The organism is Sphingosinithalassobacter sp. LHW66-3 (assembly GCF_050703275.1).
Classification (GTDB): Bacteria; Pseudomonadota; Alphaproteobacteria; order Sphingomonadales; family Sphingomonadaceae; genus Sphingomonas.
Window position 1 is genome coordinate 149,458 of record NZ_CP193482.1, and the last position, 20,954, is coordinate 170,411.

The window sequence follows — 20,954 nt, forward strand, 5'->3', positions numbered from 1 at the left end:
GGCAACCCGGCCGGTTGCCCGATGTTACTCGGCTGCCTCCGCAATCATGTCTACCGAGCAGAATTTGCGGCCGAGGCGGCCTTCCTTGAACGACACGCGGCCGTCGGTAAGCGCGAAGAGGGTGTGGTCCTTGCCCATGCCCACGTTCGTGCCCGGATAGAATTTGGTGCCGCGCTGGCGCACGATGATGTTGCCGGCGACGACTTCCTGTCCGCCGAACTTCTTCACGCCGAGACGCTTGCCTGCCGAATCGCGACCGTTGCGCGACGAGCCGCCTGCTTTCTTATGTGCCATTGCCCGTTACTCCTCGTGTCTCGATCAGGCTTCCGCGGCCGGCGCTTCGGCTTCCGCCGGAGCTGCCTCTGCCTTGGCGGCCTTCTTCGCCTTCTTCGCTTCGCCGCCGATCGCAGTGATCTTCAGGATCGTGTGCTGCTGACGGTGGCCGTTCTTGCGGCGATAATTGTGACGGCGACGCTTCTTGAAGACGATGACCTTCTCGCCCTTCGCCTGCGCCACGATCTCGGCCGAGACGGTCAGGCCGTCGGTCGACTTCAGATCGCTGCCTTCGCCGGCGAGCAGAACGTCGTCCAGCGTGATCGAATCACCGGCTTCGCCGCCGAGCTTCTCGACGACGATTTTGTCTCCTGCGGCGACGCGATACTGCTTGCCGCCCGTGCGCACGATAGCGAACATGGGTCTAGTCTCGTTTTCTAAATGCATGTGCCCCGCGCACGGCGAACCGGCTCGGGAAGAACGGCGCAGCTAGGGGAAAGGGCGGGTCAAGTCAACCGCGACTTGCCGTTTTCGCGGCCGATCGCCTGTCCTCAGTGCCGATGTTCACGCTTGAGCCGGTACCGGCCCTTGGAAAAGGCATCGAACAGGCCGCCGATCGCGGGATGATCGACCGGCTCCTCGCTTTCGTCGACCACCAGATTCTGCTGGCTGACATAGGCGATGTAGCTGGATTCCGTGTTCTCCGCGAGGATGTGATAGAAAGGCTGGTCCTTGCGGGGCCGCACGTCCTGCGGAATCGCCTCGTACCACTCGTCGGAATTGGCGAAGACCGGATCGACATCGAAGATCACGCCGCGGAAATCGAACAGCCGGTGTCGCACGACATCGCCGATCGTGAAGCGGGCATGGCTGACGGGGGGCATCGGCACTCCCGCGTCGAACGGATCGGGCGAGGTGGTGAGGCTGGACATGTCTCCAATCTAGTGGTTTCGCCGCGCGGCACAAGCACACCGCTTGTGCGGCCCGAATCTTTGGGCTAAGGGCCCGCGCTCAGTCGACCGGCGCGCGGTTCCGCGAGGAACAATCCAGTGCGCCGCCCCTCGCGGAGAGGTGCCGGAGTGGTCGATCGGGGCGGTCTCGAAAACCGTTGTGCCCTTGCGGGTACCGTGGGTTCGAATCCCACCCTCTCCGCCAATTACCAATTCCCTATACTTCCCGGATTGTCTCTAAAAGCGGCGGATTTCCGCCATTTTCTGGCTTGCTGTCATCTCAGTTGTTCTCTATATGTTTCACGACATCTCCCGCATGGTGTGGGGAAGAATGTGGGGAAAGGAGTGTGGCGGACGCATGGGAAGCCTAACCGCAATCAAGGTTAGAAACCTCAAGGATGCCGGACGCTATTCCGACGGCAGCGGGTTGATCCTTGTCCTCAACCAGTCGGGCAAGGCTAGCTGGATCGTGCGTGTGCAGAATGCCGGACGCCGAAGGGATATAGGAATCGGCTCCTATCCTGAAATTTCATTGGGCGAGGCGCGCGAGACCGCTGCGGATGTGCGCCGACAGGCCAAGGCCGGGATCGACGTGATCGCCGAGCGCAAGAAGGAAAAGAACGTCATTCCCACCTTCCGCGGCGCCGCCGTGAGAGTCCACGAAGAGCACAAGGCCAGTTGGAAGAACGGCAAGCATCAGGCCCAATGGTTGGCGACGTTGCAGACCTATGTATTTCCTCACATTGGCGAGCGGCTCGTCTCGGAGATCGAAGGCCCGGCAATTCGTGATGCCCTAGCACCAATCTGGCTCGCTAAGCCGGAAACCGCCCGCCGGGTTCGGCAGCGAATAGGCACGATCCTCGACTGGTCCTATGCGAAGGGTTATCGGACTACCGAAGCACCAATGCGCTCAATCGCGAAGGGATTGCCAAGGCAGCCCAGGAAGTCGGGCCATTTTGCGGCGATGCCTTTTGAAGAGGTCCCTGCGTTTCTCGCGAAGTTGCGTAGCCGCACCTCAATCGGCCGCTTGGCCTTGGAGTACCTGATCCTCAACGCTTCGCGCTCGGGCGAGGTGCGGGGGGCATGTTGGTCGGAGATCGATCTCAAGGCAGCGGTTTGGACGATTCCTGCCGAGCGCATGAAAATTAACCGCGAGCATCATGTTCCACTTACGCCCCAAGCCCTGGATGTCCTTGAAAGAGCCCAGGTATTCCGCTGTGAGGCGAGCGACCTTGTCTTCCCTGGGCAACGACCGAAGCTTCCGATGTCCGACATGACATTGCTGAAGATCGTGCGTGACATGGATCTCGATTGCACCGTCCACGGCTTTCGCTCCTCGTTTCGCGATTGGGTCGCCGAGGAAACTGATTATCAGGGAGAAGTGGCAGAGGCGGCTCTCGCCCACACAATTTCGAACAAGGTTGAAGCCGCGTATCGGCGAACCGATTTCTTCGCGAAGCGCAAGAACCTGATGCGGGATTGGGCGGATTTCTGTTTAAGCAGGGAGCAAAGGTCAATGGGCCGGAGAACCGATCCAGGCGGCCCGCAGCCGATCGAGTCCTGAAACTACGCCTTCGGCAATGATGTCGTTACCCACAAGAGCGCTATCGGGTGCGCAATCTTCGAGGATCCAACGTTCACCTGCATCGGTAATGACCGCGAATCCGCGGGGAGTGTGTTCAAGGCGTCCGGTGATGCGTTTGCGATTCATGTCGATTAATTTGTGTATGCCATCCAACGACCGAGAACGTTGCGCACATAACCCGGCGTCTCGCGATTCCTTGGAATCCCGCCTGCCTTCCTCACGGCGCCGGGTCCAGCGTTGTATGCGGCAAGGGCGAGATGTACCGATCCGAACCGATCTAGCATCTGCCTGAGGTAGCGCGCACCACCCTCGATATTCTCCCTCGGATCATGCCGGTTTGCGACGCCGAGTTCGCGGGCGGTGGCCGGCATCAGTTGGGCCAGACCTGCCGCCCCTGCGGGACTGACCGCAAGCGGGTTGAACCGGGACTCCGCCCAGATCAGAGCCTGAAGAAGCCGCGGCGGTAGCCGATACCTTAACTCGGCGTCGCGGATGAGCGGCAGGTAGATCGCTTCCCGATAGCCGGAAACGACTGCGCGAAACGCAAGTGTACTTTCCGTCGAGCGCGGACTGCTTTCGCTGCCCAAGCTTTCCGCACTGGGCCCAACCGACGCTCCATAGTCGTGATCGAAAATTCGAAATTCCTGAGCGATTGCTCCTTCGGCAGCCGTCAGGCTCGCTGCACAGATCAAGCCTGCAATGAACCGGCTTACCATTTCGCGTTCTCCTCGATTACTCCGAATCACAAGAGAACATAAAAAGAACATCAACCTGTAGGAAAGCGATTAAACACCGCAAAGAGGAGAGGCAGCGCTAGGGACGCGAGCAGACGATACGGAGTCTTCCGATGCAGGTCCGAAGTGAAGGTCAGAACACACAATCCCTCGAAGCAACTGCTCGCCAGCTCTGCAAAAGCCGCGGCGGGCGCTGGTCCGGTTCCAAGGGCATGGCCCGGTGCCCGGCTCACGATGATCGCACTCCCTCGCTCGGCGTCACGCTGGGCCGACGTGCTATCCTGTTCCATTGCTTTGCCGGGTGCGACCAAGCGAGCGTGATTGACGCTTTCAGAAGGGAGGGGCTTTCGCCCGCGCAGCTGTTCGGCGGCCTTCCGCCGAATGCCGGAGAATCGACGGTTGAGCGGTTGCCCTCGCGGGGTGCGCTCCGGACATGGCATGGCGCCTCGCCCCTGAACGACAGCCCGGCCAAAGCTTATCTCGAAGCGCGGGGTATCACGGCTGTCTCGCCCGCGCTGCGCTTCAACTCCCGAACGCCTCTAGGGCCCAAAGGCCGCGCGCAATTCATTCCAGCAATGATTGCAGCCGTCAGCCTCGACGAAGGGCCAATCGCTATTCACCGAACATTTCTCGATGCGGAGGCGCCCAGCCTCGCTGCATTCGACGGCCCGAAGCGTGCACTCGGTGCGCTCCGATCAGCCGCCGTGCGACTGTTCCCTGCGATCGATGGAGTGCTGGGCATCGCCGAAGGTGTTGAAAGCGCGCTCTCAGCTCGCGCACTCACCGGCGTCCCGTGCTGGGCAACGCTTGGTAATGAGCGCTTTGCGCTCGTCTCGATCCCCGAGAGTGTCACCGAGCTCCATCTCTTTGTCGATTACGATGCAGGCGGCCAAGTGGCGGTGGAACGCGCGCTCCAGAGCCATGCGCTCGAAGGCCGGACCATCCATGTCCGGCGTCCTTCAAGGCGCGACACCGACTGGAACGACGAACTGGTGAACTGGCTCGCCCGCAAGCGGGCTTCGTAGAGAAGAGAAAGCTTTGGCCTCGTGATCGGCAGAAGGCTTCGTGCCCGATGCCTCCATCAGGAGGACCAACAATGCTTCAGTTCGAACTTTTAGAACCCGATGCTGAACCTCGTGCCCAGCCCTTGGCGGTGACGATCGGCGAACGGATAGCCTCTCGTCTGGCCGACGGCTGCCATCTTACGCGTAGCTCCATTTCTGCGCTCTTTGCCGAAGAGACCGGGATCCAGACCTGGGGGACGGGTTGGTCCATCGACGACTACAACGATGCGATCGAGATCGGCGCGCTCGTGTGGCTGAAGTCTCACGGCTGGATTACGCTCGGTACCGCGATTCATGAAGCGGACGCGCGCTTTGAATGGCTCGAAACCGCCTTGCCTCCCCGCCATGTGCGTAGCGAAGGTCAGATCGAGCTGCAGCAGTTCTCGACCCCGCCCATGCTGTCCTGGCTCATGGCGCGAGCGGCTCAGCTTCGCTCATCCGATCATGCCCTCGAGCCTTCGGCCGGCAACGGCGCACTTGCCCTATGGCCGGCCATTCAAGGCTCCGACCTCACGCTCAACGAGATCGATCCTGCTCGCCGACAGTCACTTGCCCATCTGTTTTCCGACGCAGCAGTGACCGCTCACGACGGTGAGGTCATCGAACATCTCCTGACCCACAGGCCGCCAACCGTCGTCCTCATGAATCCGCCGTTTGCGCGCAGTCGCGAACGCGGGGCCAGTGCGGCAACGGCGTTGCGCCATCTTCGCAGCGCGCTCCGACTCTCGAAGAGAGGCGCACGGCTCGTCGCGATCATGCCGGAAGGATTCGATGCTTCTCGCTTCGCCAGCTCGTTGAGCGATGCCAGCCTGCGGCTCGATGTGCGCATCACCGGCGCGTTTCGCAGGAACGGCACAGGCATTCCCGTGCGCATGGTGGTGTTCGACAAAACCGTCGTCGACCAGCCGGTGGTCACTGCGGAAGCGGACGATTTGTCCGATCTGGCAACGCTGATCGGCCAACTCCCGCCGCGCACTCGCGATACTCCGGAAATTCCCGTGCTGACCGCGCGGCCCGCGACCGGCACTTTGAGAAAGCCAGCGAACGCCCGGCCCGCGGCTCCGTTTGGAACTCGCCCTGCACCTGGCGAGCCGTTCGAAGAGCTCGGCTATGTGACGCTCGATGAGCCCGCGCCCGTCCCGGAGCAGACAGGGATCTATCTTCCCTATCGCCCGAGCCGGGTTCAGATCGGAGGCGCGCCCGTCCATCCGACGCCGCTTGTGGAATCCATCGCGATGGGGTCGGTCGCGGCTCCGAAACCCACCGTGCGCCCAAAGATACCCGCCGACTGGCGAACACGCGAACTGCTTTCCGAAGCCCAACTCGAAACGCTCGTCTATGCCTGCGAGGCGTTTTCGCACGATCTGCCAGGGCGCTTCCGAGCCACTCAGGAAGGAACCACGCTCGAGCAGGCGGATGATGGAGCCCGTTATCGCCAGGGCTTTTTTCTCGGCGACGGCACCGGAGCGGGAAAGGGGCGGCAGATTGCGTCGGTGATCATGGATCGCTGGCTTGACGGCGAACGCCGACACATCTGGATTACCAAGAATGAGGCGCTGCTCGAGGATGCCCGCCGCGACTGGGAAGCACTCGGCGGCATGCGCCTCGACATTCAGCCACTCTCCAGTTGGAAGCTGGGAGTACCGGTTTGTTGGTCCCAGGGCATCCTCTTCATTACCTATCCGACGCTTCGCTCGGGTCGCGCAGACGATACGCGGCTTGACCAGATCCTCGCTTGGACTGGCGATGATTTCGACGGCGTGATCGCGTTCGATGAGGCCCACGCGATGGCCAACGCCATAGGCAGCCGTAATGCGCGCGGCGCTTCCAAAGGCTCCGAACAGGGCATGGCTGGACTAAGACTGCAGAACCGGCTTCCTCGCGCCCGGATCCTCTACGCCTCGGCTACCGGCGCTTCGGACATTTCCAACCTCGGATATGCGACCCGCCTCGGCTTGTGGGGGGCCGAAACCGCTTTCCCGACACATGAGGCGTTCACGACCGAAATCCGGGCAGGCGGTGTCGCGGCGATGGAGCTCGTCGCCAGGGATCTAAAGGCTCAGGGCCTCTACCTTTCCCGCGCTTTGTCATTCGCGGGAGTCGAGTACGAAATCCTCGAGCACCGTCTGACCGATGCGCAGATCGCCATCTACGATGCTTATGCCGAAGCCTGGGCAATCATTCATCGCAATCTCGACGAGGCGCTTCAGGCGACGCGGATAGTCGATGAGGACAGCGGCGACACACTCAACCGCAACGCTAAGGCTGCTGCGCTGTCCATTTTCGAAGGCACCAAGCAGCGGTTCTTTGCGCAGCTCCTGCTCTCAATGAAACTCCCGAGCCTAGTTCCCGCGATGGAGGAGTCGCTCGCGACCGGCCACTCGGTCGTCGTGCAGCTGGTCTCGACCGCCGAGGCGATGCTCGACCGCCGCTTGGCCGATCTCACTCCCGAGGAACGCGAAGCGCTCGATATCGACCTCTCGCCGCGCGAGTATGTCATCGACTATCTCGCAAAGAGCTTCCCCACTCGCCTGATGCAGATCTTCACCGACGAAGACGGCAATCTGCGCTCCGAACCGATGAGCAACGACGATGGCAATCCGGTCATGTGTCCACGCGCCGTCGCCGCGCGCGATGCGCTGATCGAACAGCTCTGCGCCCTGCCGCCGATCGCAACCGCGCTCGATGCGATCATCGAACACTTCGGAACCAGCATCGTCGCCGAAGTTACGGGCAGGACGAGACGGCTGGTCCTGGGGCGGGACGGACAGCAGCGGCTCGAACGCCGCGGCGGGTCTGCCAATGTTGCCGAGGCTCAGGCCTTCATGGATGGCGCCAAGCGCATCCTTGTCTTTTCCGACGCCGGCGGGACGGGCCGGTCCTATCACGCCGACCTCAATTGCCAGAACCGGCAGCGGCGCGTGCATTTCCTGCTTGAGCCGGGGTGGCGCGCCGACAATGCGATCCAGGGCCTGGGGCGGACCAACCGCACCAACCAGGCTTCGGCGCCGCTGTTTCGTCCCGTGACCACCGATGTGAAGGGTGAGCGGAGGTTCATCTCGACGATCGCGCGGCGGCTCGACAGCCTCGGCGCGCTCACCCGCGGACAGCGGCAAACGGGTGGACAGAACCTGTTCGATCCGGCCGATAATCTGGAAAGCGATTACGCCAGAGACGCGCTGACCCGCTGGTTCCACCTGCTATACGACGGCAAGCTCGAGGCGACGAGTTTCGCCCATTTCGTCCGCCAGACCGGCCTACGGCTCGAAGGTCCCGAGGGCGGTCTTACAGACGACCTGCCCTCGATCCAGCGCTGGCTCAACCGCGTGCTCGCGCTGCCGATCGGGATGCAGAATGCGATCTTTGACGAGTACCTTGCCCTCATCGAAGCGCGCATCGAAGCTGCGCGAGAAGCGGGAACACTCGATCTCGGGCTCGAAACGGTCAAGGTCGACAGCTGTCGAGTTATCTCGGATCAGATCCTTCGGACCGACCCGTTGACCGGCGCCGAAACCCGCCTCCTCTCGCTGGAGATCGAGCGGCACTTGCGGCCACTGCGCTTCGGGCGGCTCGCGCGGCTGCATGACATTGACTCGCCTGGTGCCATACCACTCCACAACGCCCGTTCGGGCCGGGTGGCTCTCAGCGTTCCCGCGCGCCGTTTGATTGCCGACGACGGCAGTGTGATCGAGCGGCGGCGTCTGCTGCGACCGCTCAAATCCGACAACTGGACCCGCGAGGCGCTCGCCGAAAGCGCCTGGGAGGCCATCGATTCGGCTTCGTTCGAACGTCTCTGGCGCGCCGAAGAGATCGAAGCCGCCAAGGAGCCGGTCCGCGAACGCGTGCACCTTGCAACCGGGCTGCTACTCCCGGTCTGGAAGCGCCTGCCCGACGATCACGTGCGCGTGACCCGTATCGTCTCGGCCGACGGAACCTCCATCATCGGCCGCGAGGTGGCGGCCGCGGATATCGCCAAGGTGTCGCAGACCTTCGGCCTCGGCAACCCGGTCTTGCCTACTCCCGGCGAACTGGCCGCTCTCGTCCTCTCGAGCGGCACCGCACAGTCCTTGCAGAGCCATGATCCGCTGACGGTCAAGCGCAGTCTCGTCGGCGGCGAGCAGCGCATCGAGCTGACTGGCTTCGCGCCCGACCGGCTCGACTGGTACAAGGCCAAGGGCTGCTTCTCCGAGATCATCCGCTACCGGACGCGCCTGTTCGTGCCTGTGGCCAATGGGCCGGCCATTCTCGAAGCGCTTGTTCCCTGATCGGTGGCAGTACGTCCCACAGCAGAGAGAAGAGAGTGCCTTGGGCTGGCGAACCTTGTGGGATGCACCCGCACCGGTTCGTTCAATCCATCAGGAGACGATCGATGATCCAGTCTATTCCCTTGAAGAAGCTCGTCCCGAGCCCCCGCAACGTCCGGAAAGTAAGCGATGCTACCGCCGATGCCCAGCTCAAGGCCGATATCGCCGCTCGCGGCCTTCTCCAGAATCTGGTCGTGCGCAAGGCGACGCGCGGCAAGTTCGAAGTCGAGGCCGGCGGCCGGCGGCTTGCCGCATTGCATTCGCTTGCCGAGGACGCCGCAATTCCCACAACCCACGAAGTGACCTGCCTCGTCATCGAAGGCGACGAATGCGAAGTGCGCGAAGCAAGCCTGGCCGAGAACTTCCAGCGCCTGGCCATGAATCCCGCTGACGAAGCGCAGGCCTTCGCCGCAATCATCGAAGCGGGCGCCACCACGGAGGACGTCGCCCGGCGCTTCGGCCTGACCGTCCGCTTCGTCGAGGGCCGACTGCGGCTCGCTTCGCTTGCGCCGTGCGTCTTCGAAGCGCTGGTGGAAGGCGCGATCACCCTCGACATGGCCAAGGCCTATGGCGCGGTCTCGGATACCGAGCGGCAAGCTCATGTCTTCGCCGAGCTGCAGGACGCCTGGTATCAGGTCACGCCCGACACGATCCGGCGAATGGTGCTGGACGCGACCGTGCGCGGCAGCGACCCGCGCGCGATCCTGGTTGGCCGCGAGGCCTATCTTCAAGCCGGCGGGCGGATCGAGCGCGAGCTTTTCGACGACGATGCCAGCGAGAGCTGGGTCGATATCGCGCTGCTCGAGGGTCTCGCTCAAAAGAAAATGGAGGAGGCAGCGAGCGTCAAAGCGCGGGAACTCGGCCTAGCGTGGGTCCGTCCGACACTCGGGGCCTATGTCTGCCACGAACTGATCGAGGGGCTCAGCCGCCTTTCCGCCGAGCCGGCCCCGCTGAATGAAGCGGAAGCCGAGGAGCTGTCGATACTCGAGGCAGACTACGACCGTGAAGCGGCAGTCCTCGAGGACGAGGACAGCAGCGAGGAGGAGGTCGCCAGAGCCGAGGAGCAACTGGCCCGCATCGATCGGGCCATGCGAGCGCTCAACGATCGCCCGCCGGTGCTTGCCGAAGATCTGAAGGAAGAAGCGGGAGCCTTCCTGGTCCTGTCGCGCGGTGGCGAGCCTACCCTTGTTCCGCAGTACTACACCGCAAGTGAGGTAGCACAGTCCGACGAGGGCATCATCGAGCCCGTCGAAGATGGCGGTGATGCGTCGAGCAAGCCTGCAACTTATTCGCAGCGACTCCTCGACGAACTGGCGATGCAGCGCCGCGATGTCCTCGCCATCCATCTCGTCAACGACCCAGGCCTGGCGCTCGACCTTATGATCTTCACGCTGGCCGATGCCGATGGTCACGACTGGCGCGCCAAAACGGCAGTCACGATCTCTGGGCCGGCTGCGAGCGGCCCGGTCTCGGGGTTCGAAGCCAAGGATGCTCCGGCGAGTGCGGCGCTGGCGGAGTTCACTGGTTCGCTCGACGAAAGTTGGCGCGCCGGCGCTTCGGAAATCGAGCGTTTCTCAGCGTTCCGAGGGCTTCCCGATGAAGCACGGAGCCTCTGGCTTGGCTTCGTGGTCGCCCGTACGCTCATTGCCAGCCTCAATACCGATGGTGAGCGCGGACTCCCGCTCCACGACGCGCTGGGCGCCTTGCTCGAGATCGAGATGGCGCATTGGTGGAGGCCGACGGCGGCGAACTTCTTCGATCGCGTGCCCAAAGCGCGCATCCTCGAAGCCTTCGATGCCGTGGGCGGGCCCGAGCTTGTCAGCCGCTATGCCGGTTCCAAGAAGGCCGATCTTGCTTCGGCTGCCGAACGCATCTTCTCGGGCGAGTTCATCGGCGAGAAGGACGTCAAGGAGCAGGCATTGGCTTGGCTTCCGGCCGTCATGCGCTTTGGCATTCTTAAGGAGGAAGCCGCTAGCGACGAAGAAACGTCTGCTGGGTCGGAGGACGCTGGCAACGAACTGACCGAGCAAGCTGCCTGAACCTCCTGACAGGTGGTTTTGCGCGGTTGGCGGCCCGTCCATTCCGGACGGGCCGCCTTTAGTCGTTTTGACCAAGTCTGAACCGTCAGTCGTTCTACCTAGTGGATGAGACGTCTTCGCTAGATATTCAGCAGGAACGCCGTTGCGAACGTCTGCCTGGAGCTCCATGATGAGCAGCGAGGGGATGCGAGATCGATCACGCTACAGCCAACCTGCCGTCGAGGGATTTTGAGGTCACCTCAAAATTTTTCGCCAAGTTGGGGTTCGGGCAGGACTGGCGGGATGACGGCTGGATGATCTTGAAGCGTGACAGCATGATACTGGAGTTCTTCCCACATCCAGACCTGAACCCAGCCGAAAGCTGGTTCAGTTGCTGTCTTCGGCTTGATGACGTGGCCGCGTTTTACTCGGTTTGTTTAGACGCTGGAGTGCCAGAGCAATGTTGGGGTCACCCCCGGGCTCAGCCCCCGCAGCAGGAAGATGGCGGTCTCCTGATCGGAGCCCTGATCGATCCGGACGGAACCCTCATTCGCCTTATCCAAAACTGATTGCCGCGCCGGCCTTCAAGGTCACCAGAAATCGACGAGCGCATTGATTGTCAGCGGGGTCACATCCCAGTGGACAGCCTTTGATCCTCTTGGGGAACCCGTACCAACTACAGCATCGTTCTCCTATTGAGGAGCGCGCAAATGCACTACGATTTGATCATCATCGGCACGGGCACGGCGGCAATGGTCGCAGCGATGCGGGTGCGCGATGCAGGCTGGACGGTTGCTGTCGTCGACGAGAAGCCGTTTGGTGGCACCTGCGCCTTGCGCGGTTGCGATCCCAAGAAGATGCTCGTCTCCGGAGCGGAGGTCATCGATGCGGAGCGCCGGATGAGCGGACACGGCATCGACGGTGATTTGCGGATCGACTGGCCGGAATTGATCGGTTTCAAGCGCACCTTTACCGATCCCGTGCCGGAGAAGCACGAGCACCGCTACCGCAATAAGGGCATCGACACTTTGCACGGTGCGGCCCAGTTCACCGGCCCGAACACCCTCAAGGTCGATGCAGCAGAGCTAAGCGGCCGTCATGTACTGATCGCCTCCGGCGCCGCTCCCGTGCCGCTCGGGATCGCAGGTGAGGATCATCTGGTCGACAACGAGTTCTTCCTGGCCATGGAGCAACTGCCACGGCGGATCGTCCTGGTCGGCGGCGGCTACATTGCAGCGGAGTTTTCCAACATTGCGGCACGCGCTGGCGCTAAGGTGACGGTGATCCAGCGCGGTTCGCGCATGCTGACGCATTTCGAGCCGGAGCTCGTCGGCTGGTTGACGGAGTCGTTCGACAGTATCGGGGTGCAAGTCATGACCGATACGACTGTGGTTGCGATCGAGCGCAACGACAGCGGATTTGTCGTGCATGGCGAAAGACGCGACGACAGGATCACGGTGGAGGCCGACCTGGTCGTCCACGCCGCTGGCCGCGCCCCTGCTCTCGACCGACTGAACCTCGAAGCAGCCGATGTTGCTGTCGCTCAAGGTCGGCTCAAACTCAACGAGTACCTGCAGAGCGTCACCAATCCGACAGTTTATGCGGCCGGCGATGCTGCCCAGCAAGGACCGCCGCTGACGCCTGTTTCGAGCCATGATGCGAAGGTGGTCGCGGACAACTTGCTCGGAGGCAACCAGCGAACGCCCGACTATCGTGGCGTGCCGAGTGTCGCCTTTACACTGCCGCCCATTGCCGCTGTGGGAATGGGCGAGGAGGAGGCGCGCAGATCGGGAGCGCAATTCCGGTTGAAATGCGAGCGTGCTTCGCGCTGGTACACTGCGAGGCGGCTTGCCGAGCCGGTTTACGGATACAAGACGCTGGTCGAGGAAGGCACGGGTCGAATTCTGGGTGCGCACCTCGTCGGTCCTCACGCGGACGAGGTCATCAACATCTTCGCCCTGGCTATCCGGCACAATCTCACCGCCGATGATCTGAAGAGCACCATGTTTGCTTATCCTACCGGGGCATCGGACGTAGGCTACATGCTCTAGGGGGCAACGCCGTCCAGCATGTCGATGACCGGACAGTCGGGCACGTGTCCACCCGAACAGCGCTCGACCGTCGAGGCGAGCAGCCGCTCCAGTCGCTCGAGGTCCGCCATTTTGCGCCTGACCTGGTCCAGATGATGAACCGCGATTTCGCGAACTTCATCGCAGCACGCCTCTTCGGGGCCGCCCAGTTCAAGGATGGCGCGCACTTCGCCAGGCGTGAAGCCAAGCTCCCTCGCCCGCTTTATAAAGCTCAGGGCCCTGACATGCTGGTCGGTAAAGACCCTGTGGCCGCCTTCTGTTCGATCGGGCTCGGCGAGCAGGCCAACTTTTTCGAAGTAGCGAATTGTCTCGATATGCACGCCTGTGCGGCGGGCGAGTTCGCCTATCGAAAGACCGCCCACGCATAAACTCCTTGATCCTGTAGCTACTACAGGTGGCACATAGCGCCGAATCGCGCTGGAGACGAGACCTGACTGATCGAAGTGCCCCTCCCGTTATCCGATTGCAGGGACCCGAGCGAGGTGTCGCTGCCGTGGGAACGGCGGCCAGCTTGACCGCCCTGTTCTCTGCTGCTGCGTGCTGCGTGCTGCCTCTCGCGCTCGCCGGACTAGGGCTCGGAGCAGGCGGTCTCGCTGTATTCGTCCCCTACCGATGGCCGATGACAATCATCGCCTCGGTTCTGATCATTGCGGGTTGGATGCTCTACCTGCGCAAGCATCGCGCTTGCTCTGCTGACGCGGACTGCGCGGTGCCGGCGCCAGGTCGAGCCACGCTGGCGATGCTCGTGGGTGCGACGGTGATCGTCGTTATCAGCGCGTTGTGGGGTTTTATCGAGCAGCCGCTGATGCGCGTGCTGGGCGGCGCGTGATGCAGACCACCTCTACCATCACATGTCCCAAGTGCGGCGGCACCTCAGTCGAAACGATGCCGACCGATGCCTGCTGGTTTTTTTACGACTGTCACCATTGCGGCGTGAAGCTTAGACCGCTCTCCGGCGATTGTTGCGTCTTCTGCTCCTTCGCAGATGTTCCGTGCCCGCCGATTCAGGAAGCCCAACAATCCGGTTCGCCGTCCGGATGCTGCGGGGCTGGATAGCAGATATTCCCCGCGCCGCACCGCTCGAGGCGGAAGACGCCGGCCGCACCTATGCGACTCATGGGCGAGATCTACAGGCTCTCCGCAGCAGTCGTCGCAGAGCGCAAAGCTGACACGACGTCCAGATGAGAGGAAAGAAGGCTTCTTCTGATTGCCACGGGACAATCTCGTTCCGGCAATCGGGAGACACCTCATGTCCAAGTTCAAACGCCGCAGCGGCGGGCAATCCCCTGCTGCACAAATCACCTCCGTGATTATCGAGAAACTCGAGCAAGGAACCAGACCATGGGTAAAGCCATGGCGCGGGGTTCCGGTATCACGACCCCTGCGCAGTTGCGGCACGCCCTACCGGGGCATGAACACCTTCTGGCTCTGGATGATCGCCGATGCTGCCGGGTTCCTGTCGCCCTACTGGATGACGTACCAGCAGTGCCAGAAGCTCGGTGGGCAGGTTCGCAAGGGCGAGAAATCGACGATCGCGATCTTCTACAAGAGCTACGACAAGCAGGTGGAGCGCGAAGATGGCGAAGATGGCACCGAGAAGCGGCGTGTCCTGAAGGCCTATGCGGTCTTCAACGCCGACCAGTGCAATGACTTGCCCGAAATGTATCGTGCCAAGCATGAACTCGAACCAGTCGAACCTGCCGGGCGGGAAGAGCGGCTCGACACCTTCTTTTCAGATGTGGGCGCCGACCTTCGGCATCAGGGGGCCGAAGCCTACTACGAGCCTGTCCTGGATCGGATTACGATGCCAACGGCGGCGCTGTTCGACGGCTATGACCACTACTATGCAACGCTGGCGCACGAACTCTCGCACTGGACCGGGCATGGTTCACGTCTGGGTCGGGATCTCAAGAACCGCTTCGGAAGCGAATCCTACGCGGCCGAAGAACTGGTGGCGGAGCTGTCCGCCGCGATCCTTGGCGCAGAGCTCGGTCTTCCCGTCACGCATCTCGACCACCATGCGAGCTACATCGCGCAATGGCTTGAGCTTCTGAAATCCGATGATCGAGCCATGCTCACGGCAGCCGCGAAGGCAGAAGAGGCTGCGAGCCTCATCCTGAGGCTCGGAGGGCGTTCGGGTGCCGGTAGCGAGGCTGCGGCAGCCGATCTCGCCGAAGCGGCTTGAGGGAGGTGCATGATGGGACGTTCCGTTAGCTATCCGTCCGGCGCAATCGTCGCCTTCCGCACTCTGGAGATCGACGACGAGGACGATTGGGAGTGGGAATATGAGTGTCTGGTAGAGGAGGTGACCGAAACTGCACGCATCACCTTTCCCTCACTTGAAGCCTGCAACGGGTGGCGCGGCCGCGAAGATCGAATCCTGCTACGCAACGCCTTTGCCGATTGCGGGATCTCCACCTACTGCGACCTTGTCGCCATCTGGCTCGCCGAGCGCGACGACGGTGGTTACTGGGATGCCGATGCCTATCACCCGCGATCCGGGCGGGCGCAGCGCTGGCTTTCGCAGGTGGCGAGCCGGTTCGAAGCGAAATTCGGCGAGCTCCGCATGATTGGGCGGTTTTCGAATGGCGAGGCCATCTTTGAACGCAGACCTGTTCAAGTGAGTAGCTAGGTGCTATATTGTGCATATGAAAGGATGCGCCGATGGCAACGAGAGCCGCTGAAGTCGAGGAGGGAGATGGCAAGGTTCTGACCAACGCAATCTCCCGAATTGCGGAATTCTGGGGTCTGACCAATGCCAAGCTTGGATCGATTCTTGGGCTGTCTCAGGCCACCGTCTCGCGTTTGCGCGCGGGCAAATCCGAGCTCGATCCGGCCAGCAAGTCGTTCGAAGCCGGCCAGTTTCTGTTGCGCCTGTTCCGCTCGCTCGACGCGCTGCTCGGGAGCGACGATCTGGCTGCGCGAGCCTGGCTCGCGACCCCAAATCTTGACCTCGAGGCGCGGCCCCTTGAGCTGATCGACAGCTTCAAGGGTCTCATGACGGTTTGCGACTATGTGGACGCCCACCGCGCTCGCGTCTGAGCTGCGCCGCTACCGCAGGACCGTCTGGCGCGTGGTCGAAGCGCAGCACCGAATCTCGACCAACCGGCTCGCCGCCAATCTCGCTGGCCAGAAGCGGCTCGAGGAGCTCGCCGATGCAGCCAAGCCGGATCTGCCCAAGTCAGCGCGCGGTCTTCATTACCTGCTCGCCTCGCCCTTTCGCTATGGCCACGGCGTGGCCAGCCGCTTTCGGCGTGCGAACGAGCGGCCCGGCATCTTCTATTCCAGCGAAAGCGAGCAGACCGCGATCACCGAGACCGCCTACTGGCGGCTCCGTTTCATCAGCCGCTCACCGGGCTTTCTTCCGGGCAACCGGACGAGCGAACACCTGAGCTTCTCCGTTCCTGTCTCGATTGCCCGGCTGCTCGATACCACGCGGCCGCCGCTGTCGCGCGAAAGCGAACGCTGGATCGACCCGGCCGACTATTCGGCGTGTCAGGATCTCGCCGAAGCTGCTCGTGCCGCGGGTGGACAGGCGATCCGCTCGCCTTCGGCGCGCGACCCGCAGGGGATCAATCTCGCGTTGTTCGATCCCGCGTGCTTTGCCAGGGCCGAGCCCGATCACGGACGCGGCTGGCACCTGCGCCTCGAAGGCCGGCGACTCATTGCACTGGCTGCGTTTCCTTCCGGCGAGGTGCTGGAATTCACGGCCGAGCGGTTCGGACTGCCTTCGCTCGGCTGAAGCTCGACTCGCGTAGTCCCTCTTTGCGCGGCCTGCCGGAGTCTGATTTCCTGCCTGTCCTGTTCGCTCGCGCGGGCCCTGGACCGGTCCGGTTCCGCCGCAACCCGCGCAAGGCTGCGGCCCGTGTGGCCCGCGCCAGCCTTGCCTTGCGGGGTTTCCCGCTGCGCGGTGCGGCGGCCCCCTCGACCCGGTCCCTTTTGGGCCCGGCGAACAGGCCGCAGGAAACTTCTCTTCCCCTGCGGCTGTCGCCTTCGCTCAGGAGGAATGACCCATGTACGACAGCTTCACCGCCCAGCTTGCCGGACTCGATCTGACCGGCTTTTCGGTTCAACCCGCACCTTTCAACGAAACAGATTTTCCCGCCGAAGAGGCGAGCGAGCAGACCCTCTCGGCCGTCTGGTCGGACTTGTTCGCCCTGTTCGCCGACACCGCGCTCGAGGCCGACGCCGAGGACATCGCCTGGGGCTTCGTCAATCTCTTCCACCGCACGGCGACCCGCAAGTCTGCGCAGGTCGATCGCGCGAGCGACGAGATCCGTGCGCTGCTTTCGGCGGCTGATGGCTCGGAAGTCCACTCGAGCAACCTCGAAGAGCAAGTGGAGCGCGCGCAGGCTTCCGAAGCCAGCATGCTCGCTTTCGAGCACATGCGCGAGGTCGCGGCGATGCTCTACCGCGAAGAGACCGGGGCATCCTGGAAGCCGATGACGGGGTCGCGCGTAGCGCACGGAAAGAACCTCACCTCTGCGGTCATCGATGCGCGCGATTTCCTAAAGGTCCGCTCAGAACGTCGGCGCGCCGCGCTCACGCCCGAAGGCACCGCCGTGGTCTTCGCCGGAGGCCGCGCCAGCTTCGCCACGACCGACGAAGCGACGAGCTATGCGAACAACATCTGGGCCACGCTCGACCAAGTGCGCGAGCAGGTGCCTGATATGCTCCTCGTCCATGGCGGCGACGGCAAGGGCGCCGATCGGCTTGCAGCCGCCTGGGCCGAACGCCACGAGGTACAGCAACTGACCTTCGGTCTCGATCGCAGGTTGGGTGCCCGGGCCGGGTTCAAGCGCAACGAGCAGATGCTGGCGATGGCCCCGCGCTACGTGATCGCCTTTCCCGGCAATGGCGTCACCGAGCGTCTCGTCATCGAAGCCAAGGCACGCCGCATTACGGTGGTCGATCGCCGCGGTTCGCTGGGCACTAAGCCTGGCGCTGGCTGAGGCCACGCCCTTCGAATGCGCTGCGGCGGCTAGGAGACCGCTGCCTGAGTGTCCCGCATCTTTGGAGTGGCCTCGGCGTGCAAGAGTCCCTTGTGCGCACCGGAAGACTGGAGGCGAGGCAATTCACCCGCTGTTGCGCCATTTCGGAAACCCGATCGCAATCCGCCGTCCTCATTTCCTCTTTCGCAGCGCCAACCACAGGAGCGCCGGAAACAGGAGCAAACTGAATGAATATGCATGCAACAATCGCCGCGGTTCGCGGCCCGACCGCCACTAGCCTTTGGGATGACGCGATGTCGGCCTACCAATCGGCACGATCCGATTTCGAGCGCTTCGATACAGTCGTCTGGCAGCCGCTTGCGGATGAACTGGACCGGATCTCTCCTCGGCCTGACCTTTGGTTCGAGGTCGTGGCGCAGAGCGGGCAGAAGGCCCGTTATCAGGTCCCCGCCAACGATCTGCATGCATGGGACGATCACATATCCGCTGTGTTCCGCACCAAAGCCGCCGAAGTCCGGCAGGCATGGCTCGACCACAAGGGCGCGCAGGAGCGGCTCGGGTACGACGCGGCTAGCGATGAGGTCGAGCGACTTTGCAACGTGATGTGCGATCGGGAGCGCGACCTGCTTCTCATGCCCGCGACGGATCGCTCCGCACTCCTATGGAAGCTGGAGCGCCTGTTCGGGTCCGAGGTACGCAGTGAGAAGGAGTTCTGCGACAGCTGGTGCCCGGAATGGATCAACGCTGTGATGCACGATGCCGGGCGACTGCTGTACGATGATGAGGCCGGGCACATAGTTCCGGCGCAGGCTCTCGCCGCTTAGAGACTGGTTGGTCTTGGCGAAGCCGCGCATCCAGCGACCACGGCCTCGCCGGCCATACCGCGACTCTATCGTGCACTTCACGCGGCTGTCCCGAATGCCCGGGTTCAGACTCCGCGAAATGACGCTATGTCTTCGTCATGGACCTCGACGACCTGCTTCGACGCTACTTCTCATCCACCGATCTTGCGGCGGTAAGTCCCGATGTGCTGGCCGCGGGCTTGGAGCGCTGTCAGGTCGATCTCGGCCTCGAAAAGGACCGCGGCAAGCGCTTTGCCCTGTGGGCGCTGCTTTACATGCTTGGCTCCGCGCCTGACCTTGAGGCGGCGTTCAAAGATGCTGACGACCGGGAGGCGGCCCGCAATTTCATGGACCTGCTGGCGGCCAGCGAGGGCGAGGGACAGGGCGGATAGGAGAGCGGGGTCCAGGGCGCCTTCGCCAAGCCACCCGAACCCAATCCGGCTTCTTCGCGAACAGTCCTGAATCAGGTCAGCTGAGGCCGGCAACGCCTTTGCCTTCGGGCCGTGTTGGCAGCTGCGCTGCCTGCCCGCACCACCCCTCGCAAAAGCGTTTCCCTTGGGCGCGGGCGCGCCCTGCGGTGCAGTCCTCCCATGCCCTGCTTCTTCTGGATGTTCGCAAGCCGGAAATGGTTTCCGGTTTGGCACACCGAAGGACCAGTCACATGACCAATCTCGTAATCCTCACCGGCCGTCTCGCCCGCGATCCCGAATCTCGCGAGACCAAGGGCGGAACCTCCGTCACCGGCATCACCGTCGTCACCGACCGCCCCGCGCGCGACAAGGACGGCAAGACCTACAAGGACGAAAACGGCTACACCGCCAAGGACAGCGAATTCCACCGCGTGACCTGCTTCAACGGCCTCGCCAAGACCGTCGGGCAGTTCTGCACCAAGGGCCAGCTGGTCTCGGTCCAGGGCCGGCTCCACTACACCCAGTGGGAAGATCAGGAAGGCGTCAAACGCTACGGCTGCGAGGTCCTCGCCGACAAGGTCGACTTCCTCTCGCGCGGCAACACCAGGGATGGCGACCGCGACAACCGCGACGCGCCCGAGATCGACTGACGTCATCGATCAACCGGCGAGCGACGAAGGGGCTCTGCCGCAAGCGCGGCAGGGCTCCTTCTCGTGTTGCTCAGGAACCAGCGGGCGTACCGCTGCGACCGGATGCAGCCGGTTCGCTTCCCAGCCGCCGGAGCGCTTCGGCTTCACCGAGCTTGCCGAGCATCTCGCTGGCCTGTTTGAGGCCCTTCCTCGAGAACGCCTCGACACCTGATCCGAGGATCAGCTGCCCCAGCTCTAGAGCGGCTTTCTCTTCCAGTTCGCGTTGCCGCTCGTCGAGAGCTTGACGCTCGGCTTCGAGCTTCCTGAGCGCATCGACCGCGCTTCGTTTCGTGGGCATACGTGGGGTCCTTTCTTCGTCCCCTCGTCGATGCCTCCGTGGTCCAGTCTGCCGGGGCCACCCGGGTGTAGGAAAGAGCTTTTTTGCGCTGCTCGATGGGCCCTAGGTTCATCCGAGAGGTTGGGAATGGTCCTGGCTCACGGATCGTCCATGGTGATGGCCTTGCGGCTCCCGCGTCAAGGACGGCGGGGCCCCACCATTTTGCCTCCCCTTCGCTGCGCTGCGGTCCGACAAAATCGTTGCCCCCACCGCCGCTGACGCGGTCGCCCAAAGGGCGATCCTGGACCCGGGATCCGCAAGACCATCGGCCGAACTCCTGTCGTCTCGAGGACAGACATCAGGAGGATATCATGGCTTCACTTGCTCCAATCGCGTCGAACGCGGATAGCTACTTCGAAGCACTGGCGGTTGCCGAACGGCGCGCGCTGCACAGCTACTTCGACCAGCATATCGTCGAGGACGATGATCTGGGTTACTTCGCGCTCGATGAAGGTGACTACAACGCCCTGCCGGCGCACCTGACGAACCGGGTGGTCCACACCGTGCGCGGGGGAATGCTCGACGAGTTCTGAGGGCGAAGAGAGGGCGGGAACCGGCGACGGTTCTCCGCCCTTTTTTCATGCTCACCGGACGATGGGTTCAGGGGATGCGGAGCGGGGCTGTGGACGCGCTCTGTCCCGCGCATCTGGCGATGCGCTCCTGAGGGCGCGGCTTTTTTGCGTTTGGCCCCGCGCGCACTTGCGAA

24 protein-coding genes and 1 tRNA gene are annotated in these 20,954 nt (G+C 62.9%); 18 read left to right on the forward strand and 7 right to left on the reverse strand.

Annotated elements, in window-relative coordinates:
• Positions 1-24 precede the first annotated feature (24 nt).
• From rpmA to hspQ, 3 genes are all read right to left on the reverse strand, one after another.
• The gene (gene rpmA / locus ACQ450_RS00715) at positions 25-294 is read right to left on the reverse strand and encodes a 50S ribosomal protein L27 (protein WP_188054752.1); all 270 of its coding nucleotides are present in this window, start codon (positions 292-294) and stop codon (positions 25-27) included.
• A gap of 24 nt (positions 295-318) precedes the next feature.
• Entirely contained in the window at positions 319-693 is a 375-nt protein-coding gene (gene rplU, locus ACQ450_RS00720) for a 50S ribosomal protein L21 (protein ID WP_188054753.1), read from the reverse strand.
• A gap of 131 nt (positions 694-824) precedes the next feature.
• Positions 825-1,205: a heat shock protein HspQ gene (gene hspQ, locus ACQ450_RS00725; RefSeq protein WP_188054754.1), complete on the reverse strand. Its 381-nt coding sequence runs from the start codon at positions 1,203-1,205 to the stop codon at positions 825-827.
• Between the two features lie 133 nt (positions 1,206-1,338).
• Here hspQ and ACQ450_RS00730 point away from each other — a divergent pair.
• A tRNA-Ser gene (locus tag ACQ450_RS00730) sits at positions 1,339-1,428 on the forward strand.
• A gap of 153 nt (positions 1,429-1,581) precedes the next feature.
• A complete protein-coding gene (locus ACQ450_RS00735) occupies positions 1,582-2,787 on the forward strand; it encodes a tyrosine-type recombinase/integrase (protein WP_057883713.1) in 1,206 nt (401 codons plus the stop codon).
• Here ACQ450_RS00735 and ACQ450_RS00740 read toward each other — a convergent pair.
• Positions 2,737-2,934, reverse strand: a complete 198-nt coding sequence (locus ACQ450_RS00740) for a DUF5818 domain-containing protein (RefSeq protein ID WP_235510491.1) — start codon at positions 2,932-2,934, stop codon at positions 2,737-2,739. The two genes, ACQ450_RS00735 and ACQ450_RS00740, sit on opposite strands and share 51 nt — an antisense overlap.
• 5 nt (positions 2,935-2,939) lie before the next feature.
• Positions 2,940-3,524, reverse strand: coding sequence for a lytic transglycosylase domain-containing protein (locus ACQ450_RS00745; RefSeq protein ID WP_057883267.1), 585 nt, complete (start codon positions 3,522-3,524; stop codon positions 2,940-2,942).
• Between the two features lie 335 nt (positions 3,525-3,859).
• Here ACQ450_RS00745 and ACQ450_RS00750 point away from each other — a divergent pair, with 335 nt between their 5' ends.
• The 5 genes from ACQ450_RS00750 to ACQ450_RS00770 all read left to right on the forward strand — a co-directional run bounded on the left by ACQ450_RS00750 (position 3,860) and on the right by ACQ450_RS00770 (position 12,979).
• Complete coding sequence (locus tag ACQ450_RS00750) at positions 3,860-4,567, forward strand: DUF7146 domain-containing protein (RefSeq protein ID WP_431470115.1); 708 nt, start codon at positions 3,860-3,862, stop codon at positions 4,565-4,567.
• A gap of 71 nt (positions 4,568-4,638) precedes the next feature.
• Positions 4,639-8,871, forward strand: a complete 4,233-nt coding sequence (locus tag ACQ450_RS00755) for a strawberry notch-like NTP hydrolase domain-containing protein (RefSeq protein ID WP_431470116.1) — start codon at positions 4,639-4,641, stop codon at positions 8,869-8,871.
• A 104-nt stretch (positions 8,872-8,975) separates the two neighbouring features.
• Positions 8,976-10,949, forward strand: coding sequence for a ParB/RepB/Spo0J family partition protein (locus ACQ450_RS00760; protein ID WP_431470117.1), 1,974 nt, complete (start codon positions 8,976-8,978; stop codon positions 10,947-10,949).
• A gap of 191 nt (positions 10,950-11,140) precedes the next feature.
• The gene (locus ACQ450_RS00765) at positions 11,141-11,497 is read left to right on the forward strand and encodes a bleomycin resistance protein (RefSeq protein WP_057883271.1); all 357 of its coding nucleotides are present in this window, start codon (positions 11,141-11,143) and stop codon (positions 11,495-11,497) included.
• Between the two features lie 141 nt (positions 11,498-11,638).
• Complete coding sequence (locus ACQ450_RS00770) at positions 11,639-12,979, forward strand: dihydrolipoyl dehydrogenase family protein (RefSeq protein WP_057883272.1); 1,341 nt, start codon at positions 11,639-11,641, stop codon at positions 12,977-12,979.
• On the opposite strand, the gene ACQ450_RS00775 is transcribed toward ACQ450_RS00770, so the two are convergent.
• Positions 12,976-13,380, reverse strand: coding sequence for a MerR family transcriptional regulator (locus tag ACQ450_RS00775; protein WP_057883273.1), 405 nt, complete (start codon positions 13,378-13,380; stop codon positions 12,976-12,978). The two genes, ACQ450_RS00770 and ACQ450_RS00775, sit on opposite strands and share 4 nt — an antisense overlap.
• A 257-nt stretch (positions 13,381-13,637) precedes the next feature.
• On the opposite strand from ACQ450_RS00775, the gene ACQ450_RS00780 reads away from it, so the two are divergent.
• The 10 genes from ACQ450_RS00780 (at position 13,638) to ACQ450_RS00825 (ending at position 19,872) form a co-directional block, all read left to right on the forward strand.
• Positions 13,638-13,847: a hypothetical protein gene (locus tag ACQ450_RS00780; RefSeq protein ID WP_057883274.1), complete on the forward strand. Its 210-nt coding sequence runs from the start codon at positions 13,638-13,640 to the stop codon at positions 13,845-13,847.
• Between the two features lie 56 nt (positions 13,848-13,903).
• Positions 13,904-14,074 carry a GDCCVxC domain-containing (seleno)protein gene (locus ACQ450_RS00785; protein WP_431471250.1) on the forward strand — a complete coding sequence of 57 codons (171 nt, stop codon included), beginning with the start codon at positions 13,904-13,906 and terminating at the stop codon, positions 14,072-14,074.
• Between the two features lie 193 nt (positions 14,075-14,267).
• Entirely contained in the window at positions 14,268-15,203 is a 936-nt protein-coding gene (locus tag ACQ450_RS00790) for an ArdC family protein (RefSeq protein WP_057883275.1), read from the forward strand.
• Positions 15,204-15,215: 12 nt separating this feature from the next.
• On the forward strand, positions 15,216-15,650 hold the full coding sequence (locus ACQ450_RS00795; RefSeq protein WP_057883714.1) for a hypothetical protein: 435 nt from the start codon (positions 15,216-15,218) through the stop codon (positions 15,648-15,650).
• Between the two features lie 32 nt (positions 15,651-15,682).
• A complete protein-coding gene (locus tag ACQ450_RS00800) occupies positions 15,683-16,060 on the forward strand; it encodes an antitoxin Xre/MbcA/ParS toxin-binding domain-containing protein (protein ID WP_057883276.1) in 378 nt (125 codons plus the stop codon).
• Positions 16,032-16,760: an RES family NAD+ phosphorylase gene (locus ACQ450_RS00805; RefSeq protein WP_057883277.1), complete on the forward strand. Its 729-nt coding sequence runs from the start codon at positions 16,032-16,034 to the stop codon at positions 16,758-16,760. The genes ACQ450_RS00800 and ACQ450_RS00805 overlap by 29 nt, the downstream gene beginning before the upstream one ends.
• Before the next feature lie 271 nt (positions 16,761-17,031).
• The gene (locus tag ACQ450_RS00810) at positions 17,032-17,970 is read left to right on the forward strand and encodes a DUF2493 domain-containing protein (protein ID WP_431470118.1); all 939 of its coding nucleotides are present in this window, start codon (positions 17,032-17,034) and stop codon (positions 17,968-17,970) included.
• Positions 17,971-18,197: 227 nt separating this feature from the next.
• Entirely contained in the window at positions 18,198-18,794 is a 597-nt protein-coding gene (locus ACQ450_RS00815; RefSeq protein ID WP_160611767.1) for a hypothetical protein, read from the forward strand.
• A gap of 137 nt (positions 18,795-18,931) precedes the next feature.
• Positions 18,932-19,204, forward strand: coding sequence for a hypothetical protein (locus tag ACQ450_RS00820; protein ID WP_431470119.1), 273 nt, complete (start codon positions 18,932-18,934; stop codon positions 19,202-19,204).
• A gap of 269 nt (positions 19,205-19,473) precedes the next feature.
• Positions 19,474-19,872, forward strand: a complete 399-nt coding sequence (locus ACQ450_RS00825) for a single-stranded DNA-binding protein (protein ID WP_431470120.1) — start codon at positions 19,474-19,476, stop codon at positions 19,870-19,872.
• A gap of 70 nt (positions 19,873-19,942) precedes the next feature.
• On the opposite strand, the gene ACQ450_RS00830 is transcribed toward ACQ450_RS00825, so the two are convergent.
• The gene (locus ACQ450_RS00830; protein WP_431470121.1) at positions 19,943-20,209 is read right to left on the reverse strand and encodes a DUF6437 family protein; all 267 of its coding nucleotides are present in this window, start codon (positions 20,207-20,209) and stop codon (positions 19,943-19,945) included.
• A gap of 350 nt (positions 20,210-20,559) precedes the next feature.
• On the opposite strand from ACQ450_RS00830, the gene ACQ450_RS00835 reads away from it, so the two are divergent.
• Positions 20,560-20,781 (forward strand): hypothetical protein, encoded by a 222-nt coding sequence (locus tag ACQ450_RS00835; protein WP_057883284.1) that lies wholly within the window; start codon positions 20,560-20,562, stop codon positions 20,779-20,781.
• Positions 20,782-20,954: the final 173 nt, after the last annotated feature.

Excerpts from the sequence above, each read along its gene's own strand:
- rpmA (WP_188054752.1), bottom strand. The coding sequence starts at position 294 with ATGGCACATAAGAAAGCAGGCGGCTCGTCGCGCAACGGTCGCGATTCG.
- rplU (WP_188054753.1), bottom strand. The coding sequence starts at position 693 with ATGTTCGCTATCGTGCGCACGGGCGGCAAGCAGTATCGCGTCGCCGCA.
- hspQ (WP_188054754.1), bottom strand. The coding sequence starts at position 1,205 with ATGTCCAGCCTCACCACCTCGCCCGATCCGTTCGACGCGGGAGTGCCG.
- ACQ450_RS00735 (WP_057883713.1), top strand. The coding sequence starts at position 1,582 with ATGGGAAGCCTAACCGCAATCAAGGTTAGAAACCTCAAGGATGCCGGA.
- ACQ450_RS00740 (WP_235510491.1), bottom strand. The coding sequence starts at position 2,934 with ATGAATCGCAAACGCATCACCGGACGCCTTGAACACACTCCCCGCGGA.
- ACQ450_RS00745 (WP_057883267.1), bottom strand. The coding sequence starts at position 3,524 with ATGGTAAGCCGGTTCATTGCAGGCTTGATCTGTGCAGCGAGCCTGACG.
- ACQ450_RS00755 (WP_431470116.1), top strand. The coding sequence starts at position 4,639 with ATGCTTCAGTTCGAACTTTTAGAACCCGATGCTGAACCTCGTGCCCAG.
- ACQ450_RS00760 (WP_431470117.1), top strand. The coding sequence starts at position 8,976 with ATGATCCAGTCTATTCCCTTGAAGAAGCTCGTCCCGAGCCCCCGCAAC.
- ACQ450_RS00770 (WP_057883272.1), top strand. The coding sequence starts at position 11,639 with ATGCACTACGATTTGATCATCATCGGCACGGGCACGGCGGCAATGGTC.
- ACQ450_RS00780 (WP_057883274.1), top strand. The coding sequence starts at position 13,638 with ATGACAATCATCGCCTCGGTTCTGATCATTGCGGGTTGGATGCTCTAC.
- ACQ450_RS00785 (WP_431471250.1), top strand. The coding sequence starts at position 13,904 with ATGCCGACCGATGCCTGCTGGTTTTTTTACGACTGTCACCATTGCGGC.
- ACQ450_RS00790 (WP_057883275.1), top strand. The coding sequence starts at position 14,268 with ATGTCCAAGTTCAAACGCCGCAGCGGCGGGCAATCCCCTGCTGCACAA.
- ACQ450_RS00795 (WP_057883714.1), top strand. The coding sequence starts at position 15,216 with ATGGGACGTTCCGTTAGCTATCCGTCCGGCGCAATCGTCGCCTTCCGC.
- ACQ450_RS00800 (WP_057883276.1), top strand. The coding sequence starts at position 15,683 with ATGGCAACGAGAGCCGCTGAAGTCGAGGAGGGAGATGGCAAGGTTCTG.
- ACQ450_RS00805 (WP_057883277.1), top strand. The coding sequence starts at position 16,032 with ATGTGGACGCCCACCGCGCTCGCGTCTGAGCTGCGCCGCTACCGCAGG.
- ACQ450_RS00810 (WP_431470118.1), top strand. The coding sequence starts at position 17,032 with ATGTACGACAGCTTCACCGCCCAGCTTGCCGGACTCGATCTGACCGGC.
- ACQ450_RS00815 (WP_160611767.1), top strand. The coding sequence starts at position 18,198 with ATGAATATGCATGCAACAATCGCCGCGGTTCGCGGCCCGACCGCCACT.
- ACQ450_RS00820 (WP_431470119.1), top strand. The coding sequence starts at position 18,932 with ATGGACCTCGACGACCTGCTTCGACGCTACTTCTCATCCACCGATCTT.
- ACQ450_RS00825 (WP_431470120.1), top strand. The coding sequence starts at position 19,474 with ATGACCAATCTCGTAATCCTCACCGGCCGTCTCGCCCGCGATCCCGAA.
- ACQ450_RS00830 (WP_431470121.1), bottom strand. The coding sequence starts at position 20,209 with ATGCCCACGAAACGAAGCGCGGTCGATGCGCTCAGGAAGCTCGAAGCC.
- ACQ450_RS00835 (WP_057883284.1), top strand. The coding sequence starts at position 20,560 with ATGGCTTCACTTGCTCCAATCGCGTCGAACGCGGATAGCTACTTCGAA.